General features: G+C 64.8%; 12 protein-coding genes and 3 tRNA genes. 4 read left to right on the plus strand and 11 right to left on the minus strand.

What is annotated here, in order from left to right; genetic code table 11:
- Positions 1-31: 31 nt before the first annotated feature.
- From AC6BOR_RS08195 to AC6BOR_RS08240, 10 genes are all read right to left on the minus strand, one after another.
- On the minus strand, positions 32-1,204 hold the full coding sequence (locus AC6BOR_RS08195; RefSeq protein ID WP_498057999.1) for a glycosyltransferase family 4 protein: 1,173 nt from the start codon (positions 1,202-1,204) through the stop codon (positions 32-34).
- Positions 1,205-1,378: 174 nt separating this feature from the next.
- Positions 1,379-5,518, minus strand: a complete 4,140-nt coding sequence (rpoC, locus tag AC6BOR_RS08200; RefSeq protein ID WP_498058000.1) for a DNA-directed RNA polymerase subunit beta' — start codon at positions 5,516-5,518, stop codon at positions 1,379-1,381.
- Positions 5,519-5,659: 141 nt separating this feature from the next.
- The gene (gene rpoB, locus AC6BOR_RS08205) at positions 5,660-9,802 is read right to left on the minus strand and encodes a DNA-directed RNA polymerase subunit beta (RefSeq protein ID WP_498058001.1); all 4,143 of its coding nucleotides are present in this window, start codon (positions 9,800-9,802) and stop codon (positions 5,660-5,662) included.
- 453 nt (positions 9,803-10,255) lie between these two features.
- Positions 10,256-10,633 carry a 50S ribosomal protein L7/L12 gene (gene rplL, locus AC6BOR_RS08210; RefSeq protein ID WP_086115177.1) on the minus strand — a complete coding sequence of 126 codons (378 nt, stop codon included), beginning with the start codon at positions 10,631-10,633 and terminating at the stop codon, positions 10,256-10,258.
- A 51-nt stretch (positions 10,634-10,684) separates the two neighbouring features.
- The gene (gene rplJ / locus AC6BOR_RS08215; RefSeq protein WP_094474567.1) at positions 10,685-11,200 is read right to left on the minus strand and encodes a 50S ribosomal protein L10; all 516 of its coding nucleotides are present in this window, start codon (positions 11,198-11,200) and stop codon (positions 10,685-10,687) included.
- A gap of 407 nt (positions 11,201-11,607) precedes the next feature.
- Entirely contained in the window at positions 11,608-12,306 is a 699-nt protein-coding gene (gene rplA, locus AC6BOR_RS08220) for a 50S ribosomal protein L1 (protein WP_094474568.1), read from the minus strand.
- Between the two features lie 4 nt (positions 12,307-12,310).
- Positions 12,311-12,745, minus strand: coding sequence for a 50S ribosomal protein L11 (gene rplK / locus AC6BOR_RS08225; RefSeq protein ID WP_086115180.1), 435 nt, complete (start codon positions 12,743-12,745; stop codon positions 12,311-12,313).
- A 73-nt stretch (positions 12,746-12,818) separates the two neighbouring features.
- The gene (gene nusG, locus AC6BOR_RS08230) at positions 12,819-13,355 is read right to left on the minus strand and encodes a transcription termination/antitermination protein NusG (protein WP_498058002.1); all 537 of its coding nucleotides are present in this window, start codon (positions 13,353-13,355) and stop codon (positions 12,819-12,821) included.
- An 8-nt stretch (positions 13,356-13,363) separates the two neighbouring features.
- A complete protein-coding gene (gene secE / locus AC6BOR_RS08235; RefSeq protein WP_498058003.1) occupies positions 13,364-13,570 on the minus strand; it encodes a preprotein translocase subunit SecE in 207 nt (68 codons plus the stop codon).
- A gap of 224 nt (positions 13,571-13,794) precedes the next feature.
- Positions 13,795-13,870: transfer RNA gene (locus tag AC6BOR_RS08240), tRNA-Trp, on the minus strand.
- Positions 13,871-13,966: 96 nt separating this feature from the next.
- Between AC6BOR_RS08240 and AC6BOR_RS08245 the strand changes: the two genes are divergently transcribed.
- From AC6BOR_RS08245 to rlmB, 4 genes are all read left to right on the plus strand, one after another.
- Positions 13,967-14,040, plus strand: a tRNA-Gly gene (locus AC6BOR_RS08245).
- Positions 14,041-14,273: 233 nt separating this feature from the next.
- Positions 14,274-15,362: a GGDEF domain-containing protein gene (locus AC6BOR_RS08250; protein WP_498058004.1), complete on the plus strand. Its 1,089-nt coding sequence runs from the start codon at positions 14,274-14,276 to the stop codon at positions 15,360-15,362.
- Positions 15,363-15,456: 94 nt separating this feature from the next.
- Positions 15,457-15,543 (plus strand) — tRNA-Tyr (locus tag AC6BOR_RS08255).
- Between the two features lie 35 nt (positions 15,544-15,578).
- A complete protein-coding gene (rlmB, locus tag AC6BOR_RS08260) occupies positions 15,579-16,334 on the plus strand; it encodes a 23S rRNA (guanosine(2251)-2'-O)-methyltransferase RlmB (protein ID WP_498058005.1) in 756 nt (251 codons plus the stop codon).
- A 93-nt stretch (positions 16,335-16,427) separates the two neighbouring features.
- Here rlmB and AC6BOR_RS08265 read toward each other — a convergent pair whose 3' ends face one another.
- Positions 16,428-19,367, minus strand: a complete 2,940-nt coding sequence (locus AC6BOR_RS08265; RefSeq protein WP_498058006.1) for a TonB-dependent receptor domain-containing protein — start codon at positions 19,365-19,367, stop codon at positions 16,428-16,430.
- Positions 19,368-19,389 lie beyond the last annotated feature (22 nt).

The following is a 19,389-nucleotide window of genomic DNA, read 5'->3' on the forward strand; positions in this document are numbered from 1 at the left end:
ACGATTGCAAAAAACTCGGAAACCCGTGATTTTACTTGTGGTTAGCTGCAATCAATTCGCGATAGCGAGAGAGTACGGCGCCGTTGATCACATCCCAGTCAAAGGCCTGGGCCGCCGCCAGCCCAGCCTTGCCATGGGCGGCGCGCAATTGCGGATCGGTGCAATAACGCGCCAGTGCATCGGCATAGGCGGTGATGTCCCCCGGTGTGATCAGGGCGCCGGTGCGGCCATCGCTGACCAGGCATTCGTTGCCGCTGGCGCGCGCCGCGACCACCGGGATGCCGCTGGCCATGGCTTCCAGGTTGATGTTGCCGAAGGTTTCGGTGGTGGAGGGGTTGAGCAGCAGATCGGCGCTGGCATAGGCGCGGGCAAGATTGGTGCCATCGAGGAAGCCGGTGAAGATGGCATCCGGCACCTGGGCCTGAAAGCGTTCGCGCGCCGGGCCATCGCCCACCACCAGCAACCGGTGCGGAATCCCACGCTGTTTCAGCTGGTTGACCGCCGCCGCCACGGTATCGAGGCCCTTTTCCAGCACGAGCCGGCCAACAAAGCCGATCACCGCTTCGGTGTCACCAATGCCGAGGCTCCAGCGCCATTCCGGGCTGCGCCGCGCGGGGGTGAAGCGGGTCTTGTCGACGCCGCGGCTCCACACGGCGGGTTCGGCGGCGATGATGCCGGCCGCGCGCATCATGGTGCCAAAGCCCGGCGTGGTGACAAAAATCTCGTCCAGCCCGGCATAGAAGCGGCGCAGCAGCGCCTCGATGCCGGGACGGACAAAGCCAAGGCCATAATATTCGAGATAGGTTTCAAAGCGGGTGTGGATGGAGGCGACCACCGGCACGCCAAGGCTGCGCGCCAGTTTCTTGGCGGCATGGGCGGCGGGATCGGGGGCAGACAAGTGGATGATATCGGGGGCGAAATCGCGGATCTCGCGCTTCAGCCGATCGGGCAGGCCCAGCGCCAGGCGATATTCGCCGCGTCCGGGAATGGCAAAGCTGGGCACCGAAACCAGCGTGCCGGCCGGTTCAAAGGCCGGCGTGTCGCTGGTGGGCGAATAGACGCGCACGGTGCAGCCTTCGCGTTCGAGGAAGGCGACCAGCCGGTTCAGCGCCTGGTTGGCGCCGTCACGCACATAATTATAGTTGCCGGAAAACAGCGCCACCCGCAGCGGGCGGGCAGGTTCAGAGCCAATCGCTTCCGGCATTTTGAACGCTGTGGCCAATTTTCGATCCCGAACGGTGGACGAATCCCACCCTTGCGCGGCCTCTTGCCAGCGCATTGTGGCCAAGACGCGGCAATATGGTGACCGAAAGCCCCAAGAAATACCCCGCCGGCAGCGCTGCCGGCGGGGTGTTTCGGGCCCGAACAGGCGAAGGGGTCAGCCTTCGGTCTGTTCCAGCGCCTGTTGGTTGGCCTTCTGCACGGCGCGCAGGGCGACGTCGCGGGCGTTGGCCGCCACGCGCAGCCGCTGCATGCCGGCGCCGGTGCCGGCCGGGATCAGCCGGCCGACGATGACGTTTTCCTTCAGGCCCGTCAGCGTGTCGACCTTGCCCTGCACGGCCGCTTCGGTGAGCACGCGGGTGGTTTCCTGGAAGGACGCCGCCGACACGAAGCTCTTGGTCTGCAGCGAGGCCTTGGTGATGCCGAGCAGCACCGGCTTGCCGGCGGCCGGGCGGCCATCGGGGCCAAGCTTGGCGTTTTCGGCGTCCATTTCCTCGCGGTCGACCTGTTCGCCCACCAGCAGCGTGGTGTCGCCGCTTTCGGTGATTTCCACCTTCTGCAGCATCTGGCGCACGATCACTTCGATGTGCTTGTCGTTGATGCGCACACCCTGCAGGCGATAGACTTCCTGGATTTCGGCGCAGAGATATTCGGCCAGCGGCTCCACACCCAGCACTTCCAGGATGTCGTGCGGGTTGGGGTTGCCATCGATCAGATAGTCACCCTTGCGCACGAAGTCGCCTTCCTGCACCGCCACGTTCTTGCCCTTGGGCACCAGATATTCGGCCGGATCGCCACCTTCCTCCGGACGGATGGTGATGCGACGCTTGGTCTTGTAATCCTTGCCAAATTCCACGCGGCCATCGATGCGGGCGATGATCGCATTGTCCTTGGGCACGCGGGCTTCGAACAATTCGGCCACGCGCGGCAGACCGCCGGTGATGTCGCGGGTCTTGGCGGCTTCACGCGGGATGCGCGCCAGCACGTCACCGGCCGAAACATCCTGGCCATCGGCCACCGAGAGAATGGCATCGGCCGCCAGCATATAGCGGGCCGATTCACCCGAGGCGTCATCAAGCAGGGTGATGCGCGGACGCAGATCTTCCTTCTTGTTGCTGGACTTCCATTCGGCGACCACCTTGTTGGTGATGCCGGTGGCTTCGTCCACCTCTTCGCGCAGGGTCAGGCCTTCGATCAGGTCCTGATACTTCACCTTGCCCGACTTTTCGGTGATCACCGGCAGGGTGTACGGGTCCCACTCGGCCAGGCGGTCGCCCTTCTTCACCGTGGCGCCATCGGCCACCGCGATGATCGCACCATAGGTGATGCGGTGGATCGAGCGTTCGCGGCCCTCGCCATCGCGCAGCACCAGTTCGCCGTTGCGGGCCATGGCAATGGCGCGGCCGCGGCTGTCGGTGATGGTGGTGAGGCCACGATACTCGACGAGGCCATCCACCGGCGCATCCAGCGTCGACTGTTCGGACACCTGGGCGGCGCCGCCGATGTGGAAGGTGCGCATGGTCAGCTGCGTGCCCGGTTCGCCGATCGACTGGGCGGCGATGACGCCCACGGCTTCACCCATGTTCACCGGCGTGCCGCGCGCCAGGTCGCGGCCATAGCAGGTGGCGCAGACGCCGCCCTTGGTTTCGCACAGCAGCGGCGAGCGGATCTTCACTTCCGCCACGGCGGCCGATTCGATGCGGCCAACGTCGGCTTCGGTGACGAGATGGCCGGCGGCCACCACGACTTCGCCGGTCTTGGCATCAACCACGTCCACCAGCACGGTGCGGCCGAGGATGCGTTCGCCCAGCGACACGATGGTGTTGCCGCCTTCGACGATGGCCTTCATCACCATGCCGCGTTCGGTGCCGCAATCCTGTTCGACGACGACGCAATCCTGCGAAACGTCGACCAGACGGCGGGTCAGGTAACCGGAGTTGGCGGTCTTCAGCGCGGTGTCGGCCAGACCCTTGCGGGCGCCGTGGGTGGAGTTGAAATACTCCAGCACGGTCAGGCCTTCCTTGAAGTTGGAGATGATCGGCGTTTCGATGATCTCGCCCGACGGCTTGGCCATCAGGCCGCGCATCCCGGCCAGCTGCTTCATCTGGGCCTGGGAGCCACGCGCACCGGAGTGGGCCATCATGTAGATGGAGTTGATCGGCGCCTCACGGCCATCGGGCCGCTTCTTCTTGGCGCTGATTTCCTTCATCATTTCGGTGGCAACCTGGTCACCGCAGCGCGCCCAGATGTCGACGACCTTGTTGTACTTCTCACCCTGGGTGATCAGGCCGTCCTGATACTGCTGCTCGAAATCCTTCACCAGCGCCTTGGTTTCATCAACCAGCTTGGCCTTGGCATCGGGGATCACCATGTCGTCCTTGCCGAAGCTGATGCCGGCCTGGAAGGCGTGGCGGAAGCCCAGCGCCATGATGGCGTCGGCAAACAGCACCGTCTCCTTCTGGCCGGTGTGGCGGTAAACGGTGTCGATGACGTCGCCGATTTCCTTCTTGGTGAGCTGACGGTTGACCGTTTCGAACGGCACCTTGTGGCTCTTCGGCAAGGTTTCGCCCAGCAGCAGGCGGCCCGGGGTGGTGTTGAAGCGCTTCATGCGCACCACGCCATCCTCATCCGTCTGCGGCACACGCGCGATGATCTTGGTGTGCAGCGTCACCGCCTTGGTGAACAGCGCCTGGTGCACTTCGGCCATGGTGCCAAAGGCCATGCCCTGGCCCGGCTCGTTCTCCAGCTCCATCGACAGATAATAGAGACCCAGCACCATGTCCTGCGAGGGCACGATGATCGGCTTGCCGTTGGCCGGCGACAGGATGTTGTTGGTGGACATCATCAGCACGCGGGCTTCGAGCTGGGCCTCCAGCGAAAGCGGCACGTGGACGGCCATCTGGTCACCGTCGAAGTCGGCGTTGAAGGCCGAGCAGACCAGCGGGTGGAGCTGGATGGCCTTGCCTTCGATCAGCACGGGTTCGAAGGCCTGGATGCCAAGGCGGTGCAGCGTCGGCGCGCGGTTCAGCAGCACCGGATGCTCGCGGATCACCTCGTCCAGGATGTCCCAGACTTCCTTGCGTTCCTTTTCCACCCACTTCTTGGCCTGCTTCAGGGTCATCGAAAGGCCCTTGGCGTCGAGGCGCGAGTAGATGAACGGCTTGAACAGCTCCAGGGCCATCTTCTTGGGCAGGCCGCACTGGTGCAGCTTGAGTTCGGGGCCGGTGACGATAACCGAACGGCCCGAATAGTCGACGCGCTTGCCGAGCAGGTTCTGGCGGAAGCGGCCCTGCTTGCCCTTCAGCATGTCGGACAGCGACTTCAGCGGACGCTTGTTGGCACCGGTGATGGTGCGGCCACGGCGGCCGTTGTCGAACAGCGCGTCCACGGCTTCCTGCAGCATGCGCTTTTCGTTGCGCACGATGATGTCGGGCGCGCGCAGCTCGATCAGGCGCTTCAGGCGGTTGTTGCGGTTGATGACGCGGCGGTAGAGATCGTTCAGATCGGACGTCGCGAAGCGGCCACCGTCCAGCGGGACCAGCGGGCGCAGATCGGGCGGGATGACCGGCACGACGGTCATGATCATCCACTCCGGCTTGTTGCCCGAGTTGATGAAGCTTTCGACCACCTTCATCCGCTTGATGATCTTCTTCGGCTTCAGTTCCGACTTGGTGGTGCGCAGCTCCTCACGCAGCTGCTCCATCTCGCCTTCAAGGTCGAGCTGTTCGAGCAGGGTGCGGATGGCTTCGGCGCCGATGCCGGCCTGGAAGGCATCTTCGCCATATTCTTCCTGGGCGGTCAGCAGTTCATCCTCGGTCAGGAGGTCGAACTTCTTGAACGGGGTCATGCCCGGATCGATGACGACATATTGTTCGAAGTAGAGCACACGCTCCAGCTGCTTCAGCTGCATGTCGAGCAGCATGCCGATGCGGCTGGGCAGCGACTTCAGGAACCAGATGTGGGCGACCGGCGCGGCCAGTTCGATATGGCCCATGCGTTCGCGGCGGACCTTGGAGACGGTCACTTCCACGCCGCACTTTTCGCAGACGATGCCCTTGTACTTCATGCGCTTGTACTTGCCGCACAGGCATTCGTAATCCTTGATCGGGCCAAAGATGCGGGCGCAGAACAGGCCGTCACGCTCCGGCTTGAACGTGCGGTAGTTGATGGTCTCGGGCTTCTTGATCTCGCCATAGGACCAGCTGCGGATCTGCTCCGGCGAAGCGATCGCGATCTGGATCTGGTCAAAGGTCTCGGGCTTGGCGGCCGGCGAGAAGAAATTGGTCACGTCGTTCATGGTCTTCTTCCCTTCCTTCCCCCGTGCTCCCCTCCCGCTTGCGGGAGGGGTTGGGGGTGGGCGTCGTTTGGCAAAAGCGAAGTCAGCAATTGGGGTGCTCCCACCCCCGTCCCCTCCCGCGAGCGGGAGGGGAGGCCGAAATCACTCGACATCCTCGATGCTCTGCAGCTGGACGTTGAGGCCCAGCGACCGCATTTCCTTGATGAGCACGTTGAAGCTTTCGGGGATGCCGGCTTCGAACGTGTCGTCACCCTTGACGATGGCTTCATACACCTTGGTGCGGCCCACCACGTCGTCGGACTTGACGGTCAGCATTTCCTGCAGGGTGTAGGCAGCGCCATAGGCCTGCAGGGCCCAGACTTCCATTTCCCCGAAGCGCTGGCCGCCGAACTGGGCCTTGCCGCCCAGCGGCTGCTGGGTGACGAGGCTGTAGGGGCCGATCGAGCGGGCGTGGATCTTGTCATCGACCAGGTGGTGCAGCTTGAGCATGTAGATATAGCCCACGGTCACCTTGCGATCGAACTGGTCGCCGGTGCGGCCGTCGAACAGCTCGACCTGGCCCGAGCTGTCGAGCCCGGCCAGTTCCAGCATGTGCGACACGTCGCTTTCCTTGGCGCCGTCGAACACCGGGGTGGCCATCGGCACGCCGCCAGCGAGGTTGCGGGCCAGTTCCACCACGGCGGCATCATCCAGGCCCTCGATGTCCGCACCATATTGCGGGCCATAGATGGCCTTGAACAGGTCGCGGATTTCGGCGGCGCTGCCATTCGCCATCGTATCGTTGATGCCTTCCAGCATGGCGGCGATCTTCTTGCCCAGGCCGCGCGCGGCCCAGCCCAGATGGGTTTCGAAGATCTGGCCGACGTTCATGCGGCTGGGCACGCCCAGCGGGTTGAGCACGATGTCGACCGGGGTGCCATCGGCGAGGAACGGCATGTCTTCCTGCGGCAGGATGCGGGAGATGACCCCCTTGTTGCCGTGACGGCCGGCCATCTTGTCACCCGGCTGCAGCTTGCGCTTCACAGCCACGAAGACCTTGACCATCTTCAGCACGCCCGGCGGCAGTTCGTCGCCAGCCTGCACCTTGGCCTTCTTGTCTTCCAGCTTGGCGTTGATGCTGGCGTGGGCTTCATCCCACTGCGCCTTCAGCGCCTCCAGGCCGGCCTGCACGCCGTCATCGGCGACGCCGAACTTCCACCATTCGCGGCGGGGATGTTCGTCGAGCAGGGCCTGATCGATGGTCACGCCCTTCTTCACGCCCTTGGGCGCGGCCACGGCTTCCTGGCCCAGCAGGGCATCGGCAAGACGGGCATAGGTGGCGCGATCGAGGATGCCGCGTTCGTCGGTGGCGTCCTTTTCCAGGCGCTCGATTTCCTCGCGCTCGATCTGCAGGGCGCGCTCGTCCTTGTCGATGCCGTGGCGGTTGAAGATGCGCACGTCAACGATGGTGCCCGACACGCCCGGCGGCAGCCGCAGCGAGGTGTCGCGCACGTCGCTGGCCTTTTCGCCGAAGATGGCGCGCAGCAGCTTTTCTTCCGGCGTCATCGGCGATTCGCCCTTGGGCGTGATCTTGCCGACGAGGATGTCGCCCGGCTCCACTTCGGCGCCGATATAGACGATGCCGGCCTCGTCGAGGCGGGCGAGCGCGTCTTCACCGACATTGGGGATGTCGCGGGTGATGTCTTCCGGGCCCAGCTTGGTGTCGCGGGCCATGACTTCGAATTCCTCGATGTGGATCGAGGTGAAGATGTCTTCCTTGACGATCTTCTCGTTGATCAGGATCGAGTCTTCGTAGTTGTAGCCGTTCCACGGCATGAAGGCGACGAGCACGTTGCGGCCCAGCGCCAGTTCGCCATCCTCGGTCGACGGGCCGTCGGCGATGATGTCGCCCTTCTGCACCAGGTCACCCACGGTCACCAGCGGGCGCTGGTTGATGCAGGTGGACTGGTTGGAACGCTGGAACTTCATCAGCGTATAGATGTCGACGCCCGACTTGCCGGGTTCCACGTCCTGGGTGGCGCGGATCACGATGCGGGTGGCGTCCACCTGGTCAACGATGCCGGTGCGCTTGGCGGCGATGGCGGCGCCGCTGTCGCGGGCCACCGTGCCTTCCATGCCGGTGCCGACGAACGGCGATTCCGCCTTCACCAGCGGCACCGCCTGGCGCTGCATGTTGGAGCCCATCAGCGCGCGGTTGGCGTCGTCGTTTTCCAGGAACGGGATCAGCGAGGCAGCGACCGAAACCAGCTGCTTCGGCGACACGTCGGCCAGCGTGATGGTGCTGGCCGGCGCCATCAGGAATTCACCGGCCTGGCGGGCGGAGATCAGCTCTTCCACGAACACGCCGTTGCCATCGATGCCGGCATTGGCCTGGGCGATGGTGTGGCGGGCCTCCTCCATGGCGGAGAGATACTGCACCTCGTCGGTCAGCTTGCCATCGACCACCTTGCGATAGGGGGTTTCGATGAAGCCGTACTTGTTGACGCGGCTGAAGGTGGCGAGGCTGTTGATCAGACCGATGTTCGGGCCTTCCGGCGTTTCGATCGGGCAGATGCGGCCATAGTGCGTCGGGTGCACGTCGCGCACTTCGAAGCCGGCGCGTTCGCGGGTGAGACCGCCCGGGCCCAGGGCCGAGACGCGGCGCTTGTGGGTGACTTCCGACAGCGGGTTGGTCTGGTCCATGAACTGCGACAGCTGGCTGCTGCCGAAGAATTCGCGCACCGCGGCCACCGCCGGCTTGGCGTTGATCAGGTCGTTGGGCATGACGGTGTCGATATCGACACTGCTCATGCGCTCCTTCACGGCGCGTTCCATGCGCAGCAGGCCGACGCGATACTGGTTTTCCAGCAGTTCGCCGACCGAGCGGACACGGCGGTTGCCGAGATTGTCGATATCGTCGATCTCGCCCTTGCCGTCCTTCAGGTCGACGAGGGTCTTGACCACCGAGGCGATGTCTTCGCGGCGCAGCACGGTCACATCATCCGGGCAGTCGAGGCCCAGGCGCATGTTCATCTTCACGCGGCCCACCGCCGACAGGTCATAGCGGTCGGGATCGAAGAACAGGCCATAGAACATGGCTTCGGCGGTTTCGCGCGTCGGCGGCTCGCCCGGGCGCATGACGCGATAGATTTCGGCCAGCGCATGGTCGCGGTCTTCCACCTTGTCGGCCATCAGCGTGTTGCGGATCCACGGCCCGGTGGAGACATGATCGATGTCGAGCAGCTCGATGCTGGCCTGGCCGGAGCGATCGATCTTTTCGAGATTCTCGGCGGTCAGCTCGTCACCGGCCTCGATGTAGATTTCGCCGGTGGCTTCGTTGATCAGATCAAAGGCGCTGTAACGGCCGAAGATTTCCTCGGTCGGGATCAGCAGGCTCTTGCAGCCGTCGGTGGTGGCCTTGCGCACCATGCGCGGCGTCACCTTGGTGCCCATCGGGAACACGACTTCGCCGGTTTCGGCGTTCACCACGTCAAAGGTCGGCTTGCTGTTGCGCCAGTTGGCTTCGACGAACGGCACCACCCAACCGGCATCGCCGTTGGGGCCATGGCCGCGCACCCAGGTGACGCGGTTGTAGAAGAGGTTGAGGATTTCTTCCGAGTGCCAGCCCAGCGCATAGAGCAGGCTGGTGACCGGCAGCTTGCGCTTGCGGTCGATGCGGACGTTGACGATGTCCTTGGCGTCGAATTCGAAATCCAGCCACGAGCCGCGATAGGGGATGACGCGGGCGGCGAACAGATATTTGCCCGAAGCATGGGTCTTGCCGCGGTCGTGATCGAAGAACACGCCCGGCGAACGGTGCATCTGGGAGACGATGACACGCTCGGTGCCGTTGATGATGAAGGTGCCGTTCTCGGTCATGAGCGGCATGTCGCCCATGTACACGTCCTGCTCCTTGATATCGAGCACGGAGCGGGTTTCGGTGTCGGCGTCCACTTCGAACACGATCAGGCGCAGCGTGACGCGCATCGGCGCGGCATAGGTCATGCCGCGCTGGCGGCATTCATCGGTGTCGTACTTCGGCTCTTCCAGCTCATAATGCACGAAGTCCAGCTCGGCCGTGCCGGCGAAATCGCGGATCGGGAACACCGAACGCAGGGTCTTTTCGAGGCCCGAGACATAGCCGATCGCCGGGTTGGAGCGCAGGAACTGCTCATAGCTTTCGCGCTGAACCTCGATCAGGTTCGGCATCTGCACCACTTCACCGCTGTTGCCGAAAATCTTGCGGATGCGGCGGCGGTTGTTGAACGGCTTGACGCCGTGCGGCGGCTTCATCTGGGTGGCCATGTCTTCGTGTCGCCTCTCTTGCCGGGCGGAAGCGCCCAGCGGGAAAACAGCAAAAACCGCACGTCATTCCCGCGGCTGCGGCAATGTCGCACGGTCACTGGCGATGGATCCCGCCACCCTTCCATCCGTTGCGGCCTGATCGCGCGACAGGCCGTATCCCGAAAGGTGGCGGGCTGACCGGGAATCGGGGGGCCCGGCCAGTGAATGGTGCGCAGATAGGCCGGATGTTGGATTCGGGCAAGGGGGGTGCGGCGTTGGGGAGCGCCGGACAGGAAAAAGGGCGGCTCCGGGTGGGGCCGCCCTTTTCCGTTCGCTTGTGCGGGCCGCGGCGGAGCCGCGGCCTGACGTCAGACGGGTTCCGGTTGGGCGCTGGTGCGTCCGCCCGGCCCCGCTGGCCGGCCTTGCGGGAGTCGGTGGATAACGCCGGGCGTTATCCACACGCCCCGCAGCGGCTTACTTGAGTTCCACAGTCGCGCCGGCTTCTTCCAGCTGCTTCTTGAACTTCTCGGCGTCAGCCTTCGACACGCCTTCCTTGACGGCCTTCGGAGCGCCTTCGACCAGCGCCTTGGCTTCGGTCAGGCCCAGGCCGGTGATGGCGCGGACTTCCTTGATGACGTTGATCTTCTTGCCACCGTCGCCGGTCAGGATCACGTCGAACTCGGTCTTTTCTTCGGCGGCCGGAGCGGCAGCGCCAGCAGCCGGAGCAGCGGCCACGGCCACGGCAGCAGCAGCGGACACGCCCCACTTTTCTTCCAGCATCTTGGCGAGTTCAGCGGCTTCCAGCACGGTCAGAGCGGACAGCTGGTCAACGATCGAATTCAGGTCAGCCATTTTGATTCTCCAGTCTTTCTATTCGGGTCTGTGAAATTGATGATCGAAGGCTTACGCGGCGTCCTTCTCGGCATAGGCCGAGAAGACACGGGCCAGCTTGGCCGCCGGAGCGGTCGACAGCTGGGCCAGCTTGGTGGCGGGCGCATTGATGAGGCCCACCAGACGGCCACGCAGTTCATCCAGCGACGGCAGTTCGGCCAGGGCCTTCACGCCGTTCACATCGAGGACAGTGCCGCCCATGGCGCCGCCGACGATTTCGAACTTGTCGGTCGTCTTGGCGAATTCCACCACGATCTTGGCAGCGGCCACCGGATCGGCGGACGTGGCCAGGCCGCAGGGGCCGGTGAGGAGATCACCGAGCGGCTGGTAGGGCGTGCCTTCGAGCGCGATGCGCGCGAGGCGATTCTTGGTCACCTTGAAGCTGGCCCCAGCGGCGCGCATCCGGTTCCTGAGATCGCTCGCTTGCGCGACGGTCAGGCCATGGTTGCGCGTGACCACGACGACCGAGGTTTCGGTCAGCGTCTTGGCCAGGCTGGAGATGGCTTCGGCTTTTTGGGCGCGATCCATGCTCACTCCTTGAACTGTGCCGGGTGCGGACGGAGCGCCCGTTCCCGGCGGGACAATGACGCAGGCAGATGCCTGCGCCGGCTCAATGAGCCTGTCGCCTGCCTGTCACCAGTGAAGGGGATGGGCGGGCGCCAGGCCCGTCCGAAGAGGATCGTCGCCCATGCAGGCACATGGCCCGCACAGACCCGCAGCGGCATGACCGGTGCGGAAAAACTTGCCTCGTCTCATGCAGGCCCAACCGGCTTAAGGAGCACGCTCCACCTGCAATCTCGGACGGTCGCCCGACCCCGAGGGGCCGTGCGAATGCGGCGCGATAGGGGGTTGGCCGCACAGAGTCAAGCACCCGCAATGCAAAGGGGCCGGAGCGATGCCTCGCCCCGGCCCCTTCACATGGCTTGATCAGACGATCAGTTGGTCACGCCGGTTGACGACGGATCAACCTTCACGCCCGGGCCCATCGAGGAGCTGACGGCAACCTTGAGCAGATACTTGCCCTTGGCGCCGGTCGGCTTGGCCTTGACGACGGCATCGAGCAGCGCGTCGAAGTTGGCGCGCAGGTCGTCCTGGCCAAAGCTGGCCTTGCCCAGGATGCCATGGATGATGCCCGCCTTTTCAACGCGATATTCGATCTGGCCACCCTTGGCGGCCTTCACGGCTTCGCCAACGTTCATGGTGACGGTGCCCAGCTTCGGGTTCGGCATCAGGCCCTTGGGGCCCAGCACCTTGCCGAGGCGGCCGACCAGACCCATCATGTCGGGCGTGGCGATGCAGCGATCGAAATCGATGGTGCCGCCCTGCACGATTTCCAGCAGGTCTTCGGCGCCGACCACATCAGCGCCAGCGGCCTTGGCTTCCTCGGCCTTGGCGCCGCGGGCGAACACGCCGACGCGCACGGTCTTGCCGGTGCCCTTGGGCAGGGTGACGACGCCGCGCACCATCTGATCGGCGTGACGCGGATCGACGCCGAGGTTGAACGACACTTCGATGGTTTCATCGAACTTGGCGGTGGCCAGGCTCTTCACCAGGGCGATGGCTTCATCGACGGGATAGAGATGGTCACGGTTGACGGCAGCGGCGAACGCCTTGGCCTTCTTGGTCATCGCCATTGGATCAGCCCTCCACCACTTCGAGGCCCATCGCGCGGGCCGAACCTTCGATCGTCTTCATCGCCATTTCGATGCTGTTGGCATTGAGATCCGGCATCTTCTTTTCCGCGATTTCGCGGATCTGCGACTGCTTGATCTTGGCAACGGCTGCGCCCTTGCCCGGCGTGGTGCCGCCCGACTTCAGGCCAGCGGCCTGCTTGAGCAGGTAGGAGGCCGGCGGCAGCTTGGTGATGAAGCTGAACGAACGGTCGGCATAGACGGTGATCACGGTCGGGATCGGGGTGCCCTTTTCCATGCTTTCCGTCTTGGCGTTGAACGCCTTGCAGAATTCCATGATGTTGACGCCGCGCTGACCGAGCGCGGGGCCGATCGGCGGGCTGGGGTTGGCCATGCCGGCCTTCACCTGCAGCTTGATATAACCAGTGATTTTCTTGGCCATCGGGCCACTCCTTGCTTTGTGGTGCTAGCGGCCGGGGCAACCGGCCTCCCACGCTGAACGTGAATCGGCTGAATTACTTCTGCTTTTCCACCTGTTCGAAGCCGAGTTCGACCGGCGTTGCGCGGCCGAAGATCGACACCGAAACCTTGACGCGGCCATGGTCGTAGTCGATTTCCTCGACCAGGCCGTTGAAACTGGCGAACGGGCCATCGAGCACGCGCACGCTGTCGCCGATCTCGAAATTGGCCTTCTTCTTGATCTTGGCGGCCGGGGTTTCCTCCGCCTTGGTGTTCAGCATGCGGGCGGCTTCGGCCTCGCTGATCGGCTGCGGCTTGTTCTGCTGGCCCAGGAAGCCGGTGACCTTGGGGGTGTTCTTCACGAGGTGGAACACGTCATCGGTCATCGCCAGCTTTGCCAGAACATAGCCCGGCATCTGCTTGCGTTCGACCTGGCGCTTCTTGCCCTTCACCACCTCGGTCACGGTTTCGGCCGGCACCTCGATGGCATCGATGAAGGCTTCAAGGCCCATGCGGCGAGCTTCGGCGAGGATGGCGTCCTTCACCTTGTTTTCAAAGCCGGAGTAGGCGTGAATGATGTACCAGCGCGACATGAAAATCCTCAGGCAGCCAGGCTGAGCAGGAACTTGACGGTGCGGCCCAGCAGCTGATCCACACCGAGGAAGAAGACGGCCAGGATCCCGGTCATCACCATCACCATGATCGTCATCCGCACCGTATCGGGCAGGGTGGGCCAGGCGATCTTGCGGGTTTCGGTCTGCACCTGGCGCACGAATTCCGCCGGGGAAACCCGGGGCTTCTTCGCCACTTCTGCCCCTACGCCTGCTTTGCCGTCGCTCACGCAGCTTCGCCTTTGCCAAGAACCAACAACCGAACGCGAATCAGCCTGATGCCGTGCAGCAGGCCGCCCATCAACACCAAGAACCGGCACGGGGCACTGCCCCGCCGCCGGCTGCCTTGGTATCGCCGCGCCCCAGAGATGGGATCAGCCGCCTTTCGGTTCAACCACTTGCGGTCGAATTTTCAGGCTGCTGGCAGGAGTGGAGGGGCTCGAACCCCCGGCCCTCGGTTTTGGAGACCGATGCTCTACCAACTGAGCTACACTCCTAGGCGCAGACCGGGCGCTATAGAGAGGCGGCGGGAGCGGCGCAAGTGCTTCGCGCCATTGAAACTGCCGCGCGGCTGCCGTAGAGGCGGATGCGACGCGGGTATAGCTTAGTGGTAAAGCTCCAGCCTTCCAAGCTGGCTATGCGGGTTCGATTCCCGCTACCCGCTCCATCGCAGCGCGGCCAGTTGGCAACGCGCAGCGTTGCCGACGGACTCGCGCAAGATCGGCCGGGCTGGCTGCCGGGCCTCAGCCCGGCAGAGCAGCTTCGACGTCAGCCGCGGCTTTGCCGCGGCCCCTCCCCCAACATTTGACCACCGCAAAATCCTACCCGCCGGCTTAAACCCCCGCCGGCACCGCCGTTCCCCAACCCACAGCATTCACGGGTCGCAGGAGGAACAGGGCAATGCAATATCAGCCGGGGCCATATCAGGCCGCCGCCGAAGTGCCGGCCCCGGCGGATGTGGCGCCCGATGCCGCCGCAGCGCCGGCCGCCAGCCTGCGCTGGTTCGACAAGGTGCGCGCCATGCTGGTGCGCACCGGCCTGCCGCCGGAACCGGCGGTGTATGACGTGCTGTGGCGCTATGTGCGCGATGATGATCATGATCTGTCGCTGGCGATCGACAAGGCCATGGCGGGCGATGGGCTGACGATCAGCACGCTGATGGCGTTGCGCGAGACACATCTGGGCCAGTTGAGCGAAGCGCAGGTGAACCAGCTGATCGCCGAGGCGCAGGGCCAGGCCGAGGCGCTGGGCCATCGCATCGCGGGCGGGCAGACCGATCTGGCCGATTATGGCCGGGCGATCGCGGTGGGCGGCGAGAAGCTGGCCGGGCCGATCGATGCTGCCGGGCTGGGGGCGCTGTTGGAGCAGTTGGGCGCGGCGACGGCCACCATGCAGGCCGCCAATGCCAAGCTGATGACCGAGCTGGAGCAGGCGGCGGCCGAGAGCCGCGCGCTGGCCGACCGGCTGACCCAGGCCGAGCGGGCGGCGGTGACCGATGCGCTGACCGGGGTGATGAACCGGCGCGGGCTGATGACCATGCTCGAAAAGGCCACGGCCGAAGCGGTCGCAGCCGGGGTGCCGCTGGCCCTGGCAGTGATCGATATCGATCATTTCAAGCGCTTCAACGACCGCTTTGGCCACGCCATGGGCGATGATGTCCTGTGTTTCGTGGCGCGGCACCTGGCCGACCGGCTGGGCCGCGATGGCGGCTTTGTCGGCCGGCTGGGCGGGGAGGAGTTCGTGGGCGTGATGCCGGGCGTGGGCGTGCAGGCCGCCGCCGGGCGCATCGACCGGGTGCGCGCCGAACTGGCCGGCCAGGTGCTGCGCAGCGCGGTGGACGGCAGCAGCATGGGCCGCATCAGCTTTTCCGCCGGCGTCGCCGAACATCGCAGCGATCACAGCGGCGACGAACTGATCGCCCGGGCCGACAGCGCGCTCTACACCGCCAAGCGTCTCGGCCGCGACCGGGTGGTGCCGGATCGCAGCTGAATTTTGCGGGCAACGGCGGGCAACAAGTGTGTTGACAGCCGCGCCCGCCTGCCGCATTTGGCCGCCTCCCGACAGGCTTGCCCAAGCGGACTGTGGAGGGGTGGCCGAGCGGTCAATGGCAGCAGACTGTAAATCTGCCGGGTTTCACCCTACGTTGGTTCAAATCCAACCCCCTCCACCACCGTGCCCGCACCAAGCACAGGATGGCACGTTGAGATGGGCCGCAGACCACACCCGAAAAACCAGCAGGGCCAGAAGAGCCCGTTTCCGCGCCTCTATGGCCGGCATGCGGTGTTTGCCGCGCTGGACAATCCCGAACGCAGTTTCCGCAAGCTGTGGCTGACCCCGCAGACAGCCAAGACGCTCGAGCTGCCGCCCGGCCTGCAGGTGCAATATGGCGATGACCATGATCTGGGCCGGCTGTGCCCGCCCGATGCGCCGCACCAGGGCTATGTGCTGGAGGTGGAGCCGCTGGAGAATGTGTGGCTGGGCGATATCCTGAAGGACGCCGATGATGGCGACAACCGGCCGATCATCGTGCTGGACCAGGTGACCGATCCGCACAATGTCGGCGCGCTGATGCGGTCGGCGCTGGCGTTCAATGCCCGCGCCATCGTGACCCAGGATCGCCACAGCCCGGCCGAATCGGGCGTGCTGGCGCGCAGTGCCAGCGGCGCGCTGGAGGCGCTGCCGTGGGTGCGTGTCGTCAATCTGGCGCGCGCCCTGGGCGAGATTGGCGAGGCCGGCTTCTGGCGCATCGCGCTGGATGGCGAGGCGCCCGATGATCTGGAAACCGCGCTGGGCACCTGCCAGCCGGCGCTGGTGCTGGGCAGCGAGGGCGAGGGCCTGCGCCATCTGACCATCGAGAATTGCGACCAGCTGGCGCGGCTGCCGATTTCGGGCGTCGAAAGCCTGAATGTGTCGAACGCGGGCGCCATCGCGCTTTATGCCTGCGCCCGGCGGGGGCTGTGATGGACGCCGCGGATTACGCCCGCCAGACGGCCTGAACAGCAACGCGGCGTGACCGGGATGGCCACGCCGCGCGCTTGATCGGTGCAACAGGTCTTAGAACTGGACGCGCACGCCGAAGCGGTAGACGCGGCCCAGCGGGTTGCCGATGAACGGATCGTAGGACAGTTCCAGCCGCGAGGCGGGCGGATCGGCGTTGGTGAAATTGTCGATGCCGAACTGCAGCTGGGTGGTCACGCCGCCCATCGGGATGTCGTACTGGACGTTGATGTCGTGCTGGGTGAAGCTCTTCACCACCGCGCCGAAGTTGGTCGGCCCGAAGTTGGTGACCGCGCAGTTGGTCAGCCCGACGCAGCGCTCGTCATCCACGCCGCCGACATAGCGGACCTGGTAACGGGCGTTGAAGCGCGGCAGGCCATAATTGATCCAGCCGGTGGCGCGCAGCGGCGAGACGGTGAGCGGATCGCGGAAATAGTTGGTGAAGCCCTTGGCCTGATAGCCGGGCAACACCTGCACGCCGCGCACGCTGAAGGCTGCGAAGGTGTAATCCAGCACGATGCTGGCCTGCGCGCCGACGTTCAGCTTGCCGGGGCCGAGATCGGTCTTGTAATCGAACGACAGATCGATCCCGCTGGTCTTCAGGTTGGGGCCGTTCACCCAATCGGTTCGGACGCGGCTGATGGCGTTGCCGTTGGTCACACCCTGCACGCAGCCGCCCTGGAAGGTGATCAGGCTGGCCAGCGGGCTGCTGCAGTTGGCAAGGCCGAGGCCGTTGGTGCCCGGCACCACAGCGGACGCGATGGCCTGGCCCGGCGTGGTGGTGATGCGGCCGTCGACATCAAAGCTCCAGTAATCGGCCGAGACCGTGAAGCCCGACGTGCTGATGACTGCGCCGATATTGTAGGTGAAGGCGGTTTCCGGACCCAGATCGGTCGGGTTGCCGAAGATATCCACCGAGCGGAAGGCGTTGGCGGCGGCCTGGATGCCGGCCAGCGAGGTGATCTGGTTGGCCACGACCTGGTTGGCGAGCGGGCCACGGAAGGTGGTGCCCACCGAACCGCGCAACACCAGCCAGTCGGTCGGGTTCCAGCGCACCGAGCCCTTCGGGTTGAAGGTGGACCCCACCGAGCCGCCATAATCCTCGTAACGGGCGGCGCCGGTCAGCTCCAGTTTGTCGGTGATCGGCACCTTCACTTCGGCGAACACCGCCTTCACGTTCTGGCGCACCGATTCCGGCCGGGTGACGCCCAGGAAGATGAAGGGACCAACGCCTTCCTGCGGCGTGCCGACGCAGCTGCGATCGCCTTCCCGGAAGCAGGGATTAAGGTTGACGTTGGAGATCGGCAGCAGCGGATCCGACGACCATTCGTTGCGACGATACTGGAAGCCGAAGGCATAAGCGATCGGGCCGCCGCCCAGATCGATGCCGGTTTCGCCGGAGAAGATCGCATCGACAACCAGCTGTTCCTCGATCTGACGGGTGCCGCTGTAAGGCTGGATGTAATTGATCAGCTCGGCCGAATTTTCCGCCCCGCGGACATAATTGGGATTGGTCAGGCCCTGGATCGACACCGGCTGCCCGGCGTTGATGAACGGGTTGAACCACATGCAGCCATTCTGCCCGGGCGTATTGGCGGCGACATTGCAGTTCGGGCCGCCAAGGCCGTTGAGGGCGTTTTGCAGGCGCGAGCCCACCATGTCACGCGAGGCCGCGTTGCGTTCGGACCGCCACCAGGTGCCGAACAGTTCGGCACGGAAATTGTCGGTGAACTCGTGATTGATTCCGGCCGACAGGCGATAGCTCTTGTTCTCGGCAAAGCCCAGGCCAGCACCGCGCACCGGTTCGGACGGATTGCCGAGCCAGCCGAACGGCCGCCACAGCACGGCGGTGATGGCCGCCAGCGGCCGGGTTGCCGTGGAGGCAGCAAGGCCGTTCTGGGCCAGGAATGCTGGCACACCGGGGTTGTTGGGGCTGACCGTGAAACGGCTGGTGCTGCCCGAACCGGTCGGGCCCTGAATCGGCGGGAACGACGGCGACTGGCCGACCGTGGTGTCGGTCTGGGCATAGGTGAATTCGGCATGGAACTTGGTGCGGTCCGACAGTTCCGCATCGATCTGGGCATAGGCCTGGTAGCGGTCTTCCTCTTCGATGATGTTGTTCCACGGCAGGAAGCTGAAGCGGCAGATCGGCAGGCCAGAGCCCAAGCCGCTGAGATCGTTGATGCCACCAACCGCCGGGCAGGCGGTGTTACCGCCATCGAGCACCGTGGTGGTGGAGGGCGCGCCATTGACCAGATAGGTCGCGGCGAACACGCCCGGTGTGCTCGACGCCGACCAGGCGGATGGGTTCACCGCATAGGGCGTGCGGCTGAAATCGCGGCTGTAACTGGGCAGGGTGGAGCGGTGCTGCCAGCCGCCGCCGATCATCACGTTGATCTTGCCGAACGTGTGACCAACCAGCGCCGACAGGGTCCAGTTGCCGCGCGAGCCCCGGATGGCGTCGAAGTCGCCCTGGACGACGGCGCCATTGAAATCCTTGCGGGTGACGAAGTTGGCGACGCCGGCAATGGCATCGGACCCATAGGTGGCGGCGGCGCCATCCTTCAGCACTTCGATATTCTGCAACGCGAAGATCGGAATGAGGTTGGTGTCGGCAAAGCCGTCACCGGGGGCCAGCACCGTGCGGCGGCCGTTGAACAGCACCAGCGTGCGGGTGGGGCCAAGGCCGCGCAGGTTCAGCGAGCCGTTGCCCTGGAAGCCTTGCGACTGCGTGGAGAATTGGTTGGTATCGCCCAGCGAGGCACCGACCGACGGCAGCTGCTTGATGAATTCCAGCGGCGAGGTGACACCCTGCTTGTTCAGGTCATCGGCGGTGAACACGTCGATCGGCACGGCGGCATCCTCGCGCGTGCCGCGGATGAAGCTGCCGGTGACGACGATTTCCACATCTTCCTGCGGCGCGTCGGCCTGCGCGGTTTTCGCAGGCGCTGCCTGCTGTGCTGTGGCGGCCGAACCCCACATCAAGGCCGAAGTCATGACGAACAGCGCGCTCCCCGCG

Source organism: Sandarakinorhabdus sp. FBCC-B8862 (assembly GCF_059745315.1).